Raw genomic sequence first — 14771 nt, 5'->3', positions numbered from 1 at the left:
GGCTCTCTACTGGGGCGGCGACCAGGCGAGGTGCCGTACGGCGTCCTCCGCGGCGGAGAGCGGCGTCCCGGCGGGGAGGACCACGAGCGCGACCGGACTGGCCGGTGACTGCTTCGGGTCGAAGGTCCGGTGCACGACGGCCAGCGCACCGGTGATCTCGCGCTCGGGGTCGGTGCACTCGCCGCGCAGCCAGCGCCGGAGCACCCGGTTGTGGGCGGCCACCACGGCGGCCGCGGTCACCTCGGCCTGCAGGTCCGCCGCCGCGCCGCCGTCGCCCCAGCGGCTGAGGTGGTGGCGGAACAGGCGCTGGTAGCGGGCGCTGCTGACCAGCTCGCGCTCGCGGAGCGTGGTGACGGCCGACGTGAGCCGGTACCGCTCGCGCGCCCGCTCGCCCTCGGCGACGTAGTGGAACAGCACGATCTTGACCGCGTCGATGACGGCGGCCAGGGCGGAGTCCTCGTGGGAGGACTGCAGGCGGGACTCGACCCGGACCAGGAGCTCGTCGTGGTTCGGGAAGATCACCGCCTCCTTCGATCCGAACGAGCGGAAGAAGGTGCTGCGGCTGACGCCCGCCGCGCCAGCGATGTCCTCGACCGAGGTGGCGTCGTACCCCTGTCGGGCGAAGAGCGTGAAGGCGGCGTCGGTGATGACGTCGTGCGCTGACGGTGCGGCCACGGGACCCCTCGGGCTCGACATTCGCGGGCGGATGCTCTGGACATCATCGCGCATTGAGACGTAGTGTCGAATTGTGACACTGAGTCCCGTGATGCCCGACGTGAGCGCCCAGCGGCAGTCCGACCGCAAGGTGCCGGCCGCCCCGACCCGGACGTGGTTCTCCGTGGCGCCGCACCTGCAGCCGCGGCACGTGGGCGACCGCGCCCCATGGGGAGTCGTGCACGCCGGCATCAGCGGCCTGGGGACGACGGCGTGCGGGATCTCGCGGACGACCTGGTTCGTCTTCTGGCACCTGCCCTTCGACGGCCGCAAGCCGGAGTCGTGCCGGCCGTGCGCCCTGCGGCTCGCGGAGCTCAGCCGGCGCGTCGCGGACTGACCGCAGCGCGCGTCAGTCGGGCCGGGCGACCTCGGCGACCAGCTCCGCCACCCGGGTGACGGCGGCGCCGGGCTCCGGACGGTGCGCGAGCGCGAGCGTGACCTCCTCGGCCGGACCGGCGAGCGGGACGTAGGCGACGCCGTCGAGGCGCAGCGCGCGAACCGACGCGGGAACCAGGCCGACTCCCAGCCCGGCCGCCACGAAGACGACGAGGGTGCCGGTCTCCCCGACCTCGATGAGGTCCGGCTCCAGTCCCGCCCGCCGGAAGGCGTCGAGCACCCGCGGCTGCATCGACGAGCGGTGCCCCGACGGGTGGGTCACCAGCGGCTCGCCGGCGAGCTCGGCGACCTCGACCGCGTCGGCTCCCGCCAGCCGGTGCTGGGCCGGCAGTACGGCGACCAGCGGCTCCGTGCGCAGCTCGCGCAGGACGACCCCGTCGGGAGCGCCCGGCCCGGGGCGCAGGACCGCGAGGTCGAGGTCGCCGGCGACGAGTGCGTCGAGCAGGGCCGGCCCGAGCAGCTCCCCGTGCAGCTCCAGGTGCACCTCGGGCAGCTCGGCCCGCACCCGGCGCGCGACCTGCGGCAGGACGTCGTACGTCGCGGTGCCGACGAAGCCGAGCCGCACCGTGCCGGCCAGCCCGGCGGCGAGCGCCTCCAGGTCGCCGGTCGTGCGGTCCATCTCGGCGAGCATCCGCAGCGCGCGCGTCTGGAGCAGCCGGCCCGCCTCGGTCAGGTCGACGCGACGGGTGGAGCGGTCGAGCAGCGTGACGCCCAGCTCGTGCTCGAGGCGGCGCAGCTGCTGGGAGAGCGCCGGCTGGGCGATGTGCAGCCGGGCGGCCGCCCGTCCGAAGTGCCGTTCCTCGGCGAGGACGACGAACGAGCGCAGGTGCCGGATCTCCATCCGTCGATTATGTGGCATTGCGTTATGAATGATCGTCCAATCGGTATTGGACGTGATGGATCGCCCTGCCTACCGTCGACAGCGTGACCTCCTCCTATCTGTACGCCAGTGCGCGGACGCCCTTCGGCCGGTTCGGCGGTGCGCTCGCCGACGTCCGCCCGGACGACCTGGCCGCGACCGCCCTGAGCGGCGTCCTCGCCCGGGTGCCGGAGCTGGATCCCGTGCGGATCGGCGACGTCGTCTGGGGCTGCGCCAACCAGGCCGGCGAGGACAACCGCAACGTCGGGCGGATGGCGGTGCTGCTCGCCGGCCTCCCGGTCAGCGTCCCGGCCACCACGGTCAACCGCCTCTGCGGCTCCTCCCTGGACGCGGCGATGATCGGCTCCCGGACGATCGAGACCGGCGACGCCGACGTCGTCGTGGTCGGCGGCGTCGAGTCGATGACCCGGGCGCCCTGGGTGCTGCCCAAGCCGTCGCGCGCCTACCCGGCCGGCAACGTCACGGCCGTCTCGACGACGCTGGGCTGGCGGCTCGTCAACGAGAAGATGCCCGCGGAGTGGACGGTCTCGCTCGGCGAGGCGAACGAGCAGCTGGCCGAGCGGTTCTCGATCTCCCGCGAGCGCCAGGACGAGTTCGCCGCCCGCTCCCACCGGCTGGCCGACGCCGCCTGGGAGGCGGGGTTCTACGACGACCTGGTGGTGCCGGTCGCGGGCGTCGAGCTCACCTGCGACGAGGGCATCCGCCCCGGATCGAGCGCCGAGAAGCTCGCCGGCCTGAAGCCATCGTTCCGCCCCGACGGCACCATCACGGCCGCCAACGCCTCACCCCTGAACGACGGCGCCTCGGCGCTGGTGCTCGGCAGCGACAGCGCCGGCCTCGGCGTCGACCCGATCGCGCGCATCGCGGGCCGGGGCGCGCACGCCCTCGCGCCGCAGGAGTTCGGGTTCGCCCCGGTCGAGGCGGCCGAGAAGGCGCTCGCCCGCGCGGGCCTCACCTGGGCCGACGTCTCCGCGGTCGAGCTGAACGAGGCGTTCGCCGTCCAGAGCCTCGCGTGCGTCGACGCCTGGGGGATCGACCCCGAGATCGTCAACGCCCGCGGCGGCGCGATCGCCATCGGCCACCCGCTCGGTGCCTCGGGCGCGCGGGTCATCGGCACGCTGGCGAAGCGGCTCGCCGAGTCCGGGGAGCGGTACGGGGTCGCGGCGATCTGCATCGGCGTCGGTCAGGGGCTCGCCGTGGTGCTGGAGAACGTGACGGGGGGCGTGTCGTGACCGCGACCATCTGCGACAGCGTCGCCGCGGCCGTCGAGGGCGTCGCCGACGGCTCGACCGTCCTGATCGGCGGATTCGGCATGGCCGGCATGCCGGTCCAGCTGATCGACGCGCTCATCGAGCAGGGCGCCACCGACCTCACGGTCGTCTCGAACAACGCCGGCAACGGCGACACCGGGCTGGCCGCCCTGCTGGCCGAGGGCCGGGTCCGGAAGATGGTCTGCTCCTTCCCCCGGCAGTCCGACTCCTGGGTCTTCGACGGCCTCTACCGGGCCGGGAGGATCGAGCTCGAGGTGGTGCCGCAGGGCAACCTCGCCGAGCGGATGCGGGCCGCCGGTGCGGGCATCGGGGCGTTCTACTCCCCGACCGCCGTCGGCACGCCCCTCGCGGAGGGCAAGGAGACGCGCGAGATCGACGGTCGGACCTACGTCCTGGAGCTCCCGATCCGAGGCGACGTCGCCCTGATCGGCGCACACCGCTCGGACCGGATGGGCAACCTGGTCTACCGCAAGACCGCCCGCAATTTCGGACCCGTGATGGCCACGGCGGCGACCACGGTCGTCGCGCAGGTCTCCGAGGTCGTCGAGACCGGCGCGCTCGACCCCGAGTCCGTCGTGACCCCGAGCATCTACGTCGACCGGGTGGTGCAGGTATGAGCCTCAGCAAGCACGAGATGGCCGAGCTGGTCGCCCGCGACATCCCGCGCGGCGCCTACGTGAACCTCGGCATCGGCCAGCCCACGCTGGTCGCCGACCACCTGCCGGAGGGCTCCGGCGTGGTGCTGCACACCGAGAACGGCATGCTGAACATGGGCCCGGCCGCTGCCGAGGGCGAGGTCGATCCCGACCTCACCAACGCCGGCAAGATCCCCGTCACCGAGCTGCCGGGGGCGTCGTACTTCCACCACGCGGACTCCTTCGCGATGATGCGCGGCGGCCACCTCGACGTGTGCGTGCTGGGCGCCTTCCAGGTCTCGGCGACGGGCGACCTCGCCAACTGGCACACCGGCGCCCCCGACGCGATCCCGGCCGTCGGCGGGGCGATGGACCTCGCGATCGGCGCCAAGAGCGTCTTCGTCATGATGACGCTCTTCGCCAAGGACGGCTCGCCGAAGCTGGTGCCGCGGTGCAGCTACCCGCTCACCGGCGTCGGCTGCGTCGACCGCGTCTACACCGACGTGGCCACCTTCGACCTCGGCCCCGACGGGGTCGTGGTGCGCGAGACGCACGGCATGTCGTACGACGAGCTCGCGGACCGCCTGGAGGTGCCGCTGCGCCAGTCGTGACCCGGCGGCTCGCCGAGGTGTGTCCTCGGGCACAGAAGGTTGACCACGACAAGCATGTGCATGCTACACATGTAGCGTGTCCTCCTCCCGTCGCTCCTCGGCGAGCCCGATCGTGCCGATCGTCGTCCTCTGTCTCGGCGGTCTCGCCGCGGCGCTGACCCAGACGATGGTCGTGCCGATCCAGGGCGAGCTGCCGGCGCTCCTGGGCAGCACGGCCGACAACACGGCCTGGGTCATCACGATCACGCTGCTGGCCGCCGCCGTGGCCATGCCGATCTCCGGCCGGCTGGCCGACCTGCTCGGCAAGCAGCGGGTCCTCGCCGCCAGTGCCGCGATCCTGGTGGTCGGCTCGGCCGTCTGCGCCCTGTCCGCCACCCTCGCGCCGATGCTGGTCGGCCGCGCGCTGCAGGGCGTGGCGATGGGCTTCATCCCGGTGGGCATCTCCCTGCTGCGGGAGATCACCCCGCCGGCGATGACCGGCACCGCGATCGCCGCGATGAGCGCCACGCTCGGCGTCGGCGGCGCGATCGGGCTGCCGCTCTCGGCGTGGATCGCCGACGCCCACGACTGGCACGCGCTGTTCTGGGTCTCGACGGGCGCCGCGGCGGTGATCCTGCTCGGCGTGGTGTTCTGCGTGCCGCACGTCCACGACGCCCACCCCGGCCGCATCGACTGGACCGGGGCCGTCCTCCTCGGCATCGGCCTGGTCGGCTTCCTGATCGGCATCTCGAAGGCCAATGCCTGGGGTTGGGGCGACCCGAGGACCCTGGGCTTCATCGTCGGTGGCGTGGTCGTCCTCGTGCTGTGGGGGTGGTTCGAGCTCGCGCAGGCCGAGCCGCTGGTCGACCTGCGCACCACCGCGCAGCTCCCGGTCCTGATGACCAACCTCGCCGCCGTCGCGATCGGCTTCGGCATGATGGCGCAGGCGATCGTCATGCCCCAGCTGCTGCAGCTGCCGGAGGCCACCGGCTACGGGCTGGGTCAGACGATCCTGCAGGCCGGCCTGTGGATGGCGCCGGGCGGCCTGATGATGATGGTCTTCGCCCCGATCTCCAGCCTGCTGATCAAGCGGTTCGGGGCCAAGCTGACCCTGATGGTCGGCGCGGCCGTGCTCGGTGCCGGCTACCTCGTCGCCTTCGGCCTCATGGACGCCGCGTGGAAGCTGCTGATCGCCTCCTGCATCACCTCCGCGGGCGTCGGCATCGGGTACGCCGCGATGCCCACCCTCATCCTGGACAACGTGCCGATGCGCGAGGCCGGGGCGGCGGTCGGCCTGAACTCCCTGATGCGCTCGATCGGCACCACCCTGGCCTCGGCGATCATGGCCGCGCTGCTGACCAGCTCGGCGACCGCGTCCGGCCTGCCGACGGAGCGGGCCTTCCAGCTCTGCTTCATCGTCGGCGCCGCGGCCGCCTTCCTCGGCGTGCTCATCGGCGCCACCATCCCGCGCAACCGCGACGCCGCGCCGGCGCCGGTCACGGTCGAGGAGCCCGCCTCGACGCGGAACTGACGTCAGGTCCGGTCGAGGGCGTCGTTGAACGACCGGAGACCGTCGACCAGCCCCTGTGCGCGCTCCGGGCCGATCGCGTCGAGCGCGTTGCTCAGCCGGTCGGCGCGCAGCCGGCCGTCGTGGAGATAGGCCTCCTCGCCGGCCGCGGTCGGGCGCAGCAGCCGGCCGCCGCGCCCGGAGGCGTCGTACCGCTCCACGAGGCCGCGCTCGAGCGCGGCCGCGACCTGGCGGGTGATGGTGGACCGGTCCAGCTGGAGGTCGTCGGCGATCTCCCGCTGTGTCGACGGCCCGCGCTCGACGAGGCGCCACAGGATCCGGAACGCGGAGTTGTCCAGCACCGAGCCGGGGTACGACGCCGCTCTCAGGCGGCTGACCCGCAGCAGCTCGTTCCCGATCGCGCGCAGCAGGTCCTCCTCGGCCATGAGGTGAGTGTGGCACGCCCGGAACGGGTCCGGACCGGTGCACTGTGGCACCGATCACCTACCCATCGGTATCTCCGGATCGTCCCTAGGCTCGGTGTCGACCCTTGCTGGTCGCGCGGTGCGCCGTGGCCTCCTCCCTGGCTGCGGCGCACCGGCCGCGCGACGCTCTGAAGGCTCAGGCGTCCGCCGCCAGGTACGCCGTGATGGCGTCGCGCAGCCCGATCCGGGCGGCCTCGATGTCGAGGTAGGTGCTCATCGCCTCCTCGATGCGCAGTCCGCGCATCGCGGCGGGCAGCATCGCCCGGACCCGGCCCAGGCGGACCCGGTCGACGTCGAGGTCGGCGAAGGCGTGCTCGACGGCGCCCGCCCAGTTCTGGTCCCAGGTGGCGATGGCCTTCGCGGTCCGGGGGAACGCCGCCTCCAGCTCGCTGCGCTCCTGCGGGAGCGCGGTGCGCAGTTGGTGGATGGCCCGCGAGACGGGCAGGTCGAGCATGGTCCACAGCAGGTCGACGACCGCGGAGACCCGCTCAGCGAGATCGGTCTGGTCCGGCATGTCGGCGAGCATCGGGCCGCTCTCGGCGGCGACGTACTCCAGGACGGCGGCCCACAGGCCGTCGACGTCGCCGAACTGGTGCTGGACCGTTCCCCAGGTGACGCCCGCCCGGCGGGCGACGAGGTTGGCGCTGACCGACTCGGGGCCACCTTCGGCCAGGCAGTGCAGCGCCACGCGGAGCAGGTGGCGCCGTGTCTGCAGCCCGCGCCGGTTCAGGCGGGTGCCCTTCGCGCTGAGCGCGGGACCGCTCTCGGTGGTCGTGCTGTCCTCCACGGGCGCCTCTCTCCCAGTCTTCGTCCCGGTATCCGGGATCCGCCCCCCATTCTCCGGAGAGGCGTTGTGTGATCGTGATCACGCAAACCGGTGCGGGTGGGTCCTCCCGTGTGCGATCTTCACATCGGCACCTCGATGACTATTCACATAGTACCCTCAATGAGGTTTGATGTGCTCGCGATCACAATCTTTCAGGGAGGGGAGACTTTGATGCGTCACCACAGACTGGTCCGTGCGGGAGCCGCGGCGGCCAGCATCCTGCTTCTCGTGCCGGCATGCTCGTCGGACCGCGGGGGCGACGACCCCAACGAGGGTGAGGAGAGCGCCGCCGCCGGGACCGAGCTTCCGACGGACACGTTCGGCGACCTCGAGAGCCCGTGCGGGGAGGGTGACGCATCGGGCGCCACCGATCAGGGCGTCACCGACGACTCGATCGCGATCGGGTACGGCGACGACAAGGGCTTCACCGCGACGCCCGGGCTGAACCAGGAGATGGGCGACGCCATGGCGGCCTTCATCGAGTGGTGCAACGGCCTCGGCGGCATCAACGGTCGCGAGATCGTCGGCCACCGCTACGACGCCGCGATCTTCGAGTCGGCCCAGGTGCAGAAGGAGTCCTGCGCCCAGGACTTCATGATGGTCGGCCACGGCTTCGGTCTCGACGAGAACGCCGAGCCCGAGCGGATCAAGTGCAACATGCCGACCGTCCCGGGCTTCACGATCTCGGCCGCGGCCGCGATGGGTCCGATGCACTACCAGGGCCTGCCCGGCCCGGTCGACGAGCAGAACGCGACCACCGCCCGGCTGCTCATGGAGAACTACCCCGAGTTCGCGAACGTGGGCATGGTCAACAGCGACTCGCCCGCGGTCGACCAGGGCATCGCGCGCTACACCGGCAACTGGGAGTCCGTCGGCGCCGAGGTCACCGACTGCGGTGTCCGGCTGAAGTCGGCGGGCGGCGACAACTACCGCGCGATCGTGGAGAAGTACAAGGAGTGCGGCCCGACCGCACTGTTCACCTTCACGCCGCCGTCGCCGCCGCTCTACTCGTTCCTGGAGGCGGCCAGCGTCGAGGAGTTCGACGTGCCGACCGCCTCCGAGGCGACCTGGTACAGCGAGTCCATCACCAGCGCCAACGCGAACGGGCTGACCGAGGGCATCCTCGTGGGCCTGCAGTTCCAGCCGTTCGAGAACGCCGACGTGAACAAGGCGGTCGCCGACTACCTCGCGATCATGGACGAGTTCGGCGGCGTCAAGGCGCTGCTCGGCATGCAGTCGGCGTCCTCGTTCCTGCTGTGGGCACAGGCCGCCAAGGCGTGCGGCTCCGAGCTGACCCGCCAGTGCATGGTCGACAACCTGTCCACGGTCACCAGCTGGACCGGTGGCGGTCTGCACGCCGAGAGCAACCCGGCCGACAACCGGACGCCGTACTGCGGGCTGCTGATGGAGGTCAAGGGCGACACGTTCGAGCAGGTCGTGCCGGCCGCCAAGGGTGAGTTCGACTGCTCCGACGGCCCGCGGCCCGCGGGCAAGGAGGAGTGGGGCGGCATCGAGCTGACCGAGGACCGCATCGCCACGAAGTACCTCACCGACGACGTCCTGACGCCGTCGAGCTGAGCGCGTCATCGGTGCGGGGTCCGGTCGCACGACCGGGCCCCGCACCGTCACCGTCGAGGTAGTACTCGTCGCAGTTCCTGGGGAGGGGCTCCGTGGACCTGTTTCTGACCTACACGCTGGTCGGCCTCGTGATGGGCGCGGTGTACGCCATCGCGGCGTCCGGCCTCGTGCTCACCTATACGACGTCGGGCGTCTTCAACTTCGCCCACGGCGCACAGGCGATGCTCTCGGCGTTCCTGTACTGGCAGCTCAGCGTCGGCTGGGGCCTGCCGGTGCCGGTCGCGTTCGTGCTCGTCGTCTTCGTCTTCGGACCCCTCACCGGGATCCTGCTGTTCAAGACCCTCATGCACGGGCTGCGCGACGTCGCCGAGGTCACCAAGGTGGTCGTCACCATCGCGGTGCTGCTCGGGATGGTGTCGCTCTCGCAGTGGATCTGGAACCCCAGCGACCCGCGCAGCGTCGAGATGCTGTGGGGCAACCGCACCTCCTTCGAGGTCCTGGGCGTGCGGATCCGCTACCACGAGCTGCTCTGCCTGGTCGCCGCCGCGGCGCTGGCGATCGGCCTGCGGCTGCTCTTCACTCGCAGCCGCGTCGGCGTCACGATGCGCGCGGTCGTCGACGACCCCGACCTGCTGCGGCTCAACGGCTACAACCCGGACCGGGTCGCCATGGCGAGCTGGGCCGTGGGCGCGGCGCTGGCCGCGCTGGCCGGCGTGCTGGTCACCCCGGTCGCCGGCGGCTCGCTGGAGGCCAACACCCTGACCCTGCTGGTCATCGACACCTTCGCGGCCGCGATGTTCGGGCGGCTCAAGAGCATCCCGCGGACCTTCGTCGGCGCGCTGTTCCTGGGCCTGGCCTCGACGTACGTCCTCGCCTACGCGCCGACCGAGTGGACCTGGGTCGGCAACTTCAAGACGGCGCTGCCCATGATCGTGCTCTTCCTGGTGCTGCTGATGCTGCCCCAGGACCGGCTGCGCGGGGCGCAGCAGCGCACCCGCGAACGGACCCGGGTGCCGACCGTGCGCTTCGCCGCCGGGTGGGCCGTCGCCTTCGTGGCGATCATGTTCGTGATCACCCAGATCGCGAACCCGCTGATGCTGGGGCCGTGGGCCGCCGCGCTGGCGTTCTCGGTCATCGCGCTGTCGCTGGTCCCGCTCACCGGGTACGCCGGCGAGATCAACCTGGCGCCGCTGACGTTCGGCGCGATCGCGGTGATCGTGGCCTACCACGTCGGCGTGAGCGGCACCGGCATGGACGCCCGCCTGTCCTGGACCGGCGTGATCGCCGGTGTCCTTGCGGCGGCGCTGGTCGGCGGCCTGGTGGCCCTGCCCGCCCTGCGCCTGCGCGGGCTCTACCTCGCGCTGTCGACGATGGCGTTCGGCGGCCTGGTCTCGGCCCTGGTGCTGAGCGAGGTCACCCCGCGCGACTGGCCGATCTGGGGCGAGAACACCATCTTCCCGGCCGCGGTGATCACCCTGCCGCCCGTCGACGCGGGTCCGTTCGACCTGAGCGAGGACGCGACGTACGTCGTCGCCCTGGCCGTCGTGTTCGCCGTCTTGTCGGTCGGCGTGATCGCGCTGCGCAACAGCGGCTACGGACGCCGGCTGGCGGCGATGAAGGACAGTCCGGCCGCGGCGGCGATGCTCGGGCAGTCCCTGGTGCGGCTCAAGCTCAGCGTCTTCATGCTCTCGGCGGCCATTGCCGGACTCGGCGCGATCCTGATGGTGATGGCGGTCGGCTCGGTGGCTCCCGAGAACTTCCTGATCACGGCCAGCCTGGCGCTGGTGATGCTGACCGTCGTGGGCGGCGTCAGCTACGTCAGCGGGGCGCTGTTCGGCGGCTTCATGGTCGGCATGGGCTTCTCGCTCATCAACGGCACCTTCGGCAACCTCGCGGCCGACAGCCAGATGTACTCCGGGCTCTTCGAGTCGCTCAAGCACGTGTTCGCCCTGATGATCGCCCTCGCCGGCGTCGGCATCAACCGGAACCCGAGCGGGATCGTCAGCGACATCTGCGAGTCCTACCGGCCGCTGCGCAACGCCCGTCCCGTGCTGTACGTCGGGATCGGCGCCGGGGCCTTCCTGCTGGCGCTGAACTGGGTCGAGGTGATCGGCGACTGGAGCCTGGCCATCGGGATCTTCTGCGTGGTGCTGCTGCTGCCGGTCCTCGGCCGGATGTGGATGCCCGAGCGGGTGCTCACCGAGCACGAGCTCGCCGAGCACCGGGCCCGGAGGACGGTCGTGCCACCCGAGCTCCGCGGCCTCGACGCCCCGCTCACGCCCGAGGAACGCTACGACCTCGACACCTATCTCGGACTGCCCGCCCGGGCGCTGCCCGCGCTCGACGAGAACCCGCAGGACGCACCGGAGGTGGCCCGTGTCTAGCCCGACGTCTGGCCCGACGACCGGCACCCCGCTGCTGGAGACCCGCGGGATCACCGTCCGCTTCGGCGGCAATACCGCGGTCGACGACGTGAGCCTGAGCGTCGAGGCGGGCCGGGTGACCGGCCTGATCGGCCCGAACGGCGCCGGCAAGACGACGCTGTTCAACACCATCACCGGGATGCAGCGACCGACGGCGGGCCGGGTGCTCGTCGACGGCACCGACATCACCGGCCGGCCGGTGGCCAAGCGCGCGGCGCTCGGCATCGCCCGGACCTTCCAGCGCCTCGAGCTCTTCCTCACGCTCAGCGTGCGGGACAACGTCCGGGTCGCCGGCGACATCGTCCGCTCGGGCCGGCGCTGGCGCGGGGGCGGGAGCGGCCTCGACGTCGAGGCCGAGACCGACCGGCTGCTGGAGCTCACCGGCCTGACCCCGATCGCGGACATGGAGGTCTCGGACATCCCCACCGGCCGGGCGCGGGTCGTCGAGGTGGCCCGGGCGCTGATGACGAACCCGCGGCTGCTGCTCCTCGACGAGCCCGCCTCCGGGCAGACCGAGCAGGAGACGGAGGAGTTCGCCGAGATGCTCGCCGGGCTGGCCGAGGCCGGCCTCGGGATCTGCCTGGTCGAGCACGACCTGCCGCTCGTGATGAAGCTGTGCAGCACCATCCACGTCCTCGACCAGGGCCGGCTGATCGCGTCCGGCTCCCCGGCGGAGGTCCAGGCCTCGCCCGAGGTGGTCGCGGCCTACATCGGCGGGGAGGTCCTGGCATGACGATCGACGTGAACGACCGGCCGACCGGGCCGGTCGAGCCCGAGGCGCCGCCGATCCCGCCGGTGCTCGAGCTGGTCGGCGTACGCGCGTCGTACGGGCCGATCCAGGTGCTGCACGGCGTCGACCTGACCGTGCACCCCGGCCAGGTGGTGGCCCTGCTCGGTCCCAACGGCGGCGGGAAGACCACGACGGTCAAGCTGGCCGCCGGGCTGCTGCCGCTGACCGGCGGGGAGCTGCGGTACGCCGGCCAGAAGGTCAACGGCGTCTCGGCCGAGACCGCCGCCGGCATGGGGGTGTGCCTGATCCCCGAGGGCCGCGGCGTCTTCGCCAACCTGACCGTCCGCGAGAACCTCTGGCTCGCGACCGGGACCGGCGCCTCCCGCGAGCAGATCGAGGAGCGGGCGTACTTCCGCTTCCCGATCCTCCAGGACCGCCGCAACCAGCTGGCCGGCTCGATGTCCGGCGGCGAGCAGCAGATGCTCGCCCTCTCCCGAGCGCTGGCCACCGACCCCGCGGTCCTGCTGCTCGACGAGCTGTCGATGGGCCTCGCGCCGATGATCGTCAGCCAGATGTACGACACCGTGGCCCAGCTGGTCGAGGAGGGGATCTCCGTGCTCGTCGCCGAGCAGTTCGCGCGGACGGTCCTGCCGATCGCCGACGTGGCCGCCGTGATGCTCCAGGGCCGGATCGCCGCCGTCGGCAGTCCGGCCGAGATCGATGCCGACCTGTCCACCACCTACCTGGGGGGATGACGATCACCATGACCACGAACGCCGCCGATCACCGAACCGACCCCGACCCGACACAGGAGCCCACCGTGAGTGCTCGACCTGGCCAGCGCAGCGAGGCCTTCACCTCCGCGGTCGCCGAGAAGAAGCTGAAGACCGGGAGCGCCTCCCGCGACGGCCTGGTCCGCGGCGTCGGGCTGGCCGCGATGATCGTCGGCGTGGTCGGCGCCTTCGTGGCCTACCAGCTCTCGCTGGGCTACGAGGACTCCCGCGACACCGGGTCCGCGCAGATCCTGGCCGTCGCGTTCCTCGCCCTCTCCGTGCTCGGCGTCGGGTTCTACCTCGCCGGGTCGCTGTCGGCCCTGATGCGGCTGTGGCTGCTGCGCCAGGTCGTGGAGTCGCAGGAGCGGCACGACGAGCTGGTCGCCGCGCTGCGCGAGCAGCAGCGGTAGTGGGCGCCCCGGGGCCGTTCCCGGCCGGGGAGATCGAGGAGGCGTACGCCGCCCTGCACCGCCAGGTCCAGGGCTTCGCCGACAGCGGCGACTGGCACGGCTTCGCCGATCTCTTCACCGAGGACGCGACGTACGTCGAGCACGCCTACGGCACGTTCCACGGCCGCGAGGAGATCCGGGCCTGGTCGACCGAGACGATGACGACCTTCCCGGGCGGGGTGATGACCGGCTTCCCGCTCGCCTGGTCGGTCGTGGACGAGTCGGCCGCGCGGCTGGTCTGCGAGGTCCGCAACCTGATGCCCGACCCGGGCGACGGCTCGGTGCACGAGCAGTCCAACCTGACGATCATGACCTACGCCGGGGACGGCCTGTTCAGCCGCGAGGAGGACGTCTACAACCCGCTGCGCTTCCTGCGGATGACGCTGCGCTGGGCCGCCGTCGCCGAGCAGCACGGTCGGCTCTCGGACGAGGGCCGGGCCTACGTGGCCAAGTACGGTTCACCTGCCGGTCACTGACCGCTGGCACCCTGCGCGGGGTGCGTCGTACGACGGTGCTGGTCCTCGGCTGGCTGCTGACCCTCGCGGGGATCGTGCTCTTCCCGCTGCCGGGTCCCGGGCTGCTGCTGCTCGCCGCGGGACTCGCCGTACTCGCCGACCACTACCCGTGGGCCGAGAGGTACGTCGACCGGGTCCGGCTGCGGGCACTGCGCGCGGCCGCGGCCGGCGTACGGACGCCGTGGCGCACGGTCGGGACAGTCCTCGTGACCGCGCTGCTGGGCGCCTCGGGCGTGCTCTGGCTGTGGGCGCCGCCCCAGCCGTCGTGGTGGGTGCTGCCCGCCTGGACCTGGCTGCCGGGCGGGCTGTGGAGCGGGATCGGGCAGATCGTGTCGGGGCTCGTGGCACTGGCACTGGTGGGCTACGCCTGGCGACGCTTCCACGACGACCCGCACGCGGTGCTTGCGCTGCACGAGGCGGACCAGGGCGATCCCCGATGCCGCGCTTGAGCGGATCTGGGAGGCTAGCGACCATGAGGGCGAGGCGATGAAGGCGGCAGCCCGCCGGGTGGCGATCGAGGTCGGCGGCTGGGTGCTCGTGCTCGCCGGCGTGGCGGCGCTGATCCTGCCGGGGCCGGGACTGCTGATGATCTTCGCCGGCGTCGCCGTCCTGTCGCAGCAGTACGAATGGGCCGAGAAGCGCCTGGACCCGATCAAGTACCGCGCCCTCAAGGGCGCCGCCGAGAGCGTCGAGACCTGGCTCCGGATCGGCTTCTCCTCGCTGATCGCGATCGGCCTGCTCGCCTGCGGCGTGCTGTGGAGCTGGGGCCCGCCGGTGCCCGGCTGGTGGCCGCTGGACGACCAGTGGTGGCTGCCCGGCGGCCTGGCCACCGGGATCACCCAGATCGCCTCGGGCATCGTGGCCTTCATCCTGCTCGGCTGGAGCTACCGACGCTTCCACGGCAAGCCCGAGGCCGTCGCCGAGCTCGACCGGGACATCGCCGAGGCGGACGAGGCGTTCAAGGAGCTGCGGGACTGAGCGCCCGGCCCGCGCCCGGCC

17 protein-coding genes are annotated in these 14771 nt (G+C 72.2%); 13 read left to right on the top strand and 4 right to left on the bottom strand.

Annotated elements, in window-relative coordinates; all coding sequences use genetic code 11:
- Window positions 1-6: 6 nt before the first annotated feature.
- Window positions 7-675: a helix-turn-helix domain-containing protein gene (locus VMF51_RS06640; protein WP_325473623.1), complete on the bottom strand. Its 669-nt coding sequence runs from the start codon at window positions 673-675 to the stop codon at window positions 7-9.
- 73 nt (window positions 676-748) lie between these two features.
- Here VMF51_RS06640 and VMF51_RS06635 point away from each other — a divergent pair, with 73 nt between their 5' ends.
- Window positions 749-1051, top strand: a complete 303-nt coding sequence (locus VMF51_RS06635) for a hypothetical protein (protein ID WP_325473622.1) — start codon at window positions 749-751, stop codon at window positions 1049-1051.
- A gap of 12 nt (window positions 1052-1063) precedes the next feature.
- Here the strand turns inward: VMF51_RS06635 and VMF51_RS06630 are convergent, their stop codons facing one another.
- A complete protein-coding gene (locus VMF51_RS06630; RefSeq protein ID WP_325473621.1) occupies window positions 1064-1951 on the bottom strand; it encodes a LysR family transcriptional regulator in 888 nt (295 codons plus the stop codon).
- Between the two features lie 83 nt (window positions 1952-2034).
- On the opposite strand from VMF51_RS06630, the gene VMF51_RS06625 reads away from it, so the two are divergent.
- The 4 genes from VMF51_RS06625 to VMF51_RS06610 all read left to right on the top strand — a co-directional run bounded on the left by VMF51_RS06625 (window position 2035) and on the right by VMF51_RS06610 (window position 6017).
- Window positions 2035-3222: a thiolase family protein gene (locus VMF51_RS06625; RefSeq protein WP_325473620.1), complete on the top strand. Its 1188-nt coding sequence runs from the start codon at window positions 2035-2037 to the stop codon at window positions 3220-3222.
- Complete coding sequence (locus tag VMF51_RS06620) at window positions 3219-3878, top strand: 3-oxoacid CoA-transferase subunit A (protein WP_325473619.1); 660 nt, start codon at window positions 3219-3221, stop codon at window positions 3876-3878. The genes VMF51_RS06625 and VMF51_RS06620 overlap by 4 nt, the downstream gene beginning before the upstream one ends.
- Window positions 3875-4507: a 3-oxoacid CoA-transferase subunit B gene (locus tag VMF51_RS06615; RefSeq protein ID WP_325473618.1), complete on the top strand. Its 633-nt coding sequence runs from the start codon at window positions 3875-3877 to the stop codon at window positions 4505-4507. The genes VMF51_RS06620 and VMF51_RS06615 overlap by 4 nt, the downstream gene beginning before the upstream one ends.
- 76 nt (window positions 4508-4583) lie before the next feature.
- Window positions 4584-6017 (top strand): MFS transporter, encoded by a 1434-nt coding sequence (locus tag VMF51_RS06610; protein ID WP_325473617.1) that lies wholly within the window; start codon window positions 4584-4586, stop codon window positions 6015-6017.
- 2 nt (window positions 6018-6019) lie between these two features.
- Here VMF51_RS06610 and VMF51_RS06605 read toward each other — a convergent pair whose 3' ends face one another.
- Window positions 6020-6439, bottom strand: coding sequence for a MarR family winged helix-turn-helix transcriptional regulator (locus tag VMF51_RS06605; protein WP_325473616.1), 420 nt, complete (start codon window positions 6437-6439; stop codon window positions 6020-6022).
- Between the two features lie 175 nt (window positions 6440-6614).
- Window positions 6615-7265, bottom strand: a complete 651-nt coding sequence (locus VMF51_RS06600; RefSeq protein ID WP_325473615.1) for a TetR/AcrR family transcriptional regulator — start codon at window positions 7263-7265, stop codon at window positions 6615-6617.
- A 210-nt stretch (window positions 7266-7475) separates the two neighbouring features.
- Between VMF51_RS06600 and VMF51_RS06595 the strand changes: the two genes are divergently transcribed.
- From VMF51_RS06595 to VMF51_RS06560, 8 genes are all read left to right on the top strand, one after another.
- Entirely contained in the window at window positions 7476-8882 is a 1407-nt protein-coding gene (locus VMF51_RS06595) for an ABC transporter substrate-binding protein (RefSeq protein ID WP_325473614.1), read from the top strand.
- 92 nt (window positions 8883-8974) lie between these two features.
- The gene (locus VMF51_RS06590) at window positions 8975-11266 is read left to right on the top strand and encodes an ABC transporter permease (RefSeq protein WP_325473613.1); all 2292 of its coding nucleotides are present in this window, start codon (window positions 8975-8977) and stop codon (window positions 11264-11266) included.
- Window positions 11259-12038, top strand: coding sequence for an ABC transporter ATP-binding protein (locus VMF51_RS06585; protein ID WP_325473612.1), 780 nt, complete (start codon window positions 11259-11261; stop codon window positions 12036-12038). Before VMF51_RS06590 ends, VMF51_RS06585 begins: the two co-directional genes overlap by 8 nt.
- Window positions 12035-12790, top strand: a complete 756-nt coding sequence (locus VMF51_RS06580) for an ABC transporter ATP-binding protein (RefSeq protein ID WP_325473611.1) — start codon at window positions 12035-12037, stop codon at window positions 12788-12790. The genes VMF51_RS06585 and VMF51_RS06580 overlap by 4 nt, the downstream gene beginning before the upstream one ends.
- Window positions 12791-12855: 65 nt before the next feature.
- A complete protein-coding gene (locus VMF51_RS06575; protein ID WP_325473610.1) occupies window positions 12856-13218 on the top strand; it encodes a hypothetical protein in 363 nt (120 codons plus the stop codon).
- Window positions 13218-13733, top strand: coding sequence for a nuclear transport factor 2 family protein (locus tag VMF51_RS06570; RefSeq protein WP_325473609.1), 516 nt, complete (start codon window positions 13218-13220; stop codon window positions 13731-13733). The genes VMF51_RS06575 and VMF51_RS06570 overlap by 1 nt, the downstream gene beginning before the upstream one ends.
- 20 nt (window positions 13734-13753) lie before the next feature.
- Complete coding sequence (locus tag VMF51_RS06565; protein ID WP_325473608.1) at window positions 13754-14221, top strand: PGPGW domain-containing protein; 468 nt, start codon at window positions 13754-13756, stop codon at window positions 14219-14221.
- Between the two features lie 37 nt (window positions 14222-14258).
- Window positions 14259-14750: a PGPGW domain-containing protein gene (locus tag VMF51_RS06560; RefSeq protein WP_325473607.1), complete on the top strand. Its 492-nt coding sequence runs from the start codon at window positions 14259-14261 to the stop codon at window positions 14748-14750.
- Window positions 14751-14771 lie beyond the last annotated feature (21 nt).

Origin of the sequence: Nocardioides sp., from assembly GCF_035503875.1 — a bacterium.
GTDB lineage: Bacteria > Actinomycetota > Actinomycetes > Propionibacteriales > Nocardioidaceae > Nocardioides.
This window is presented reverse-complemented; position numbering and strand designations above follow the sequence as displayed.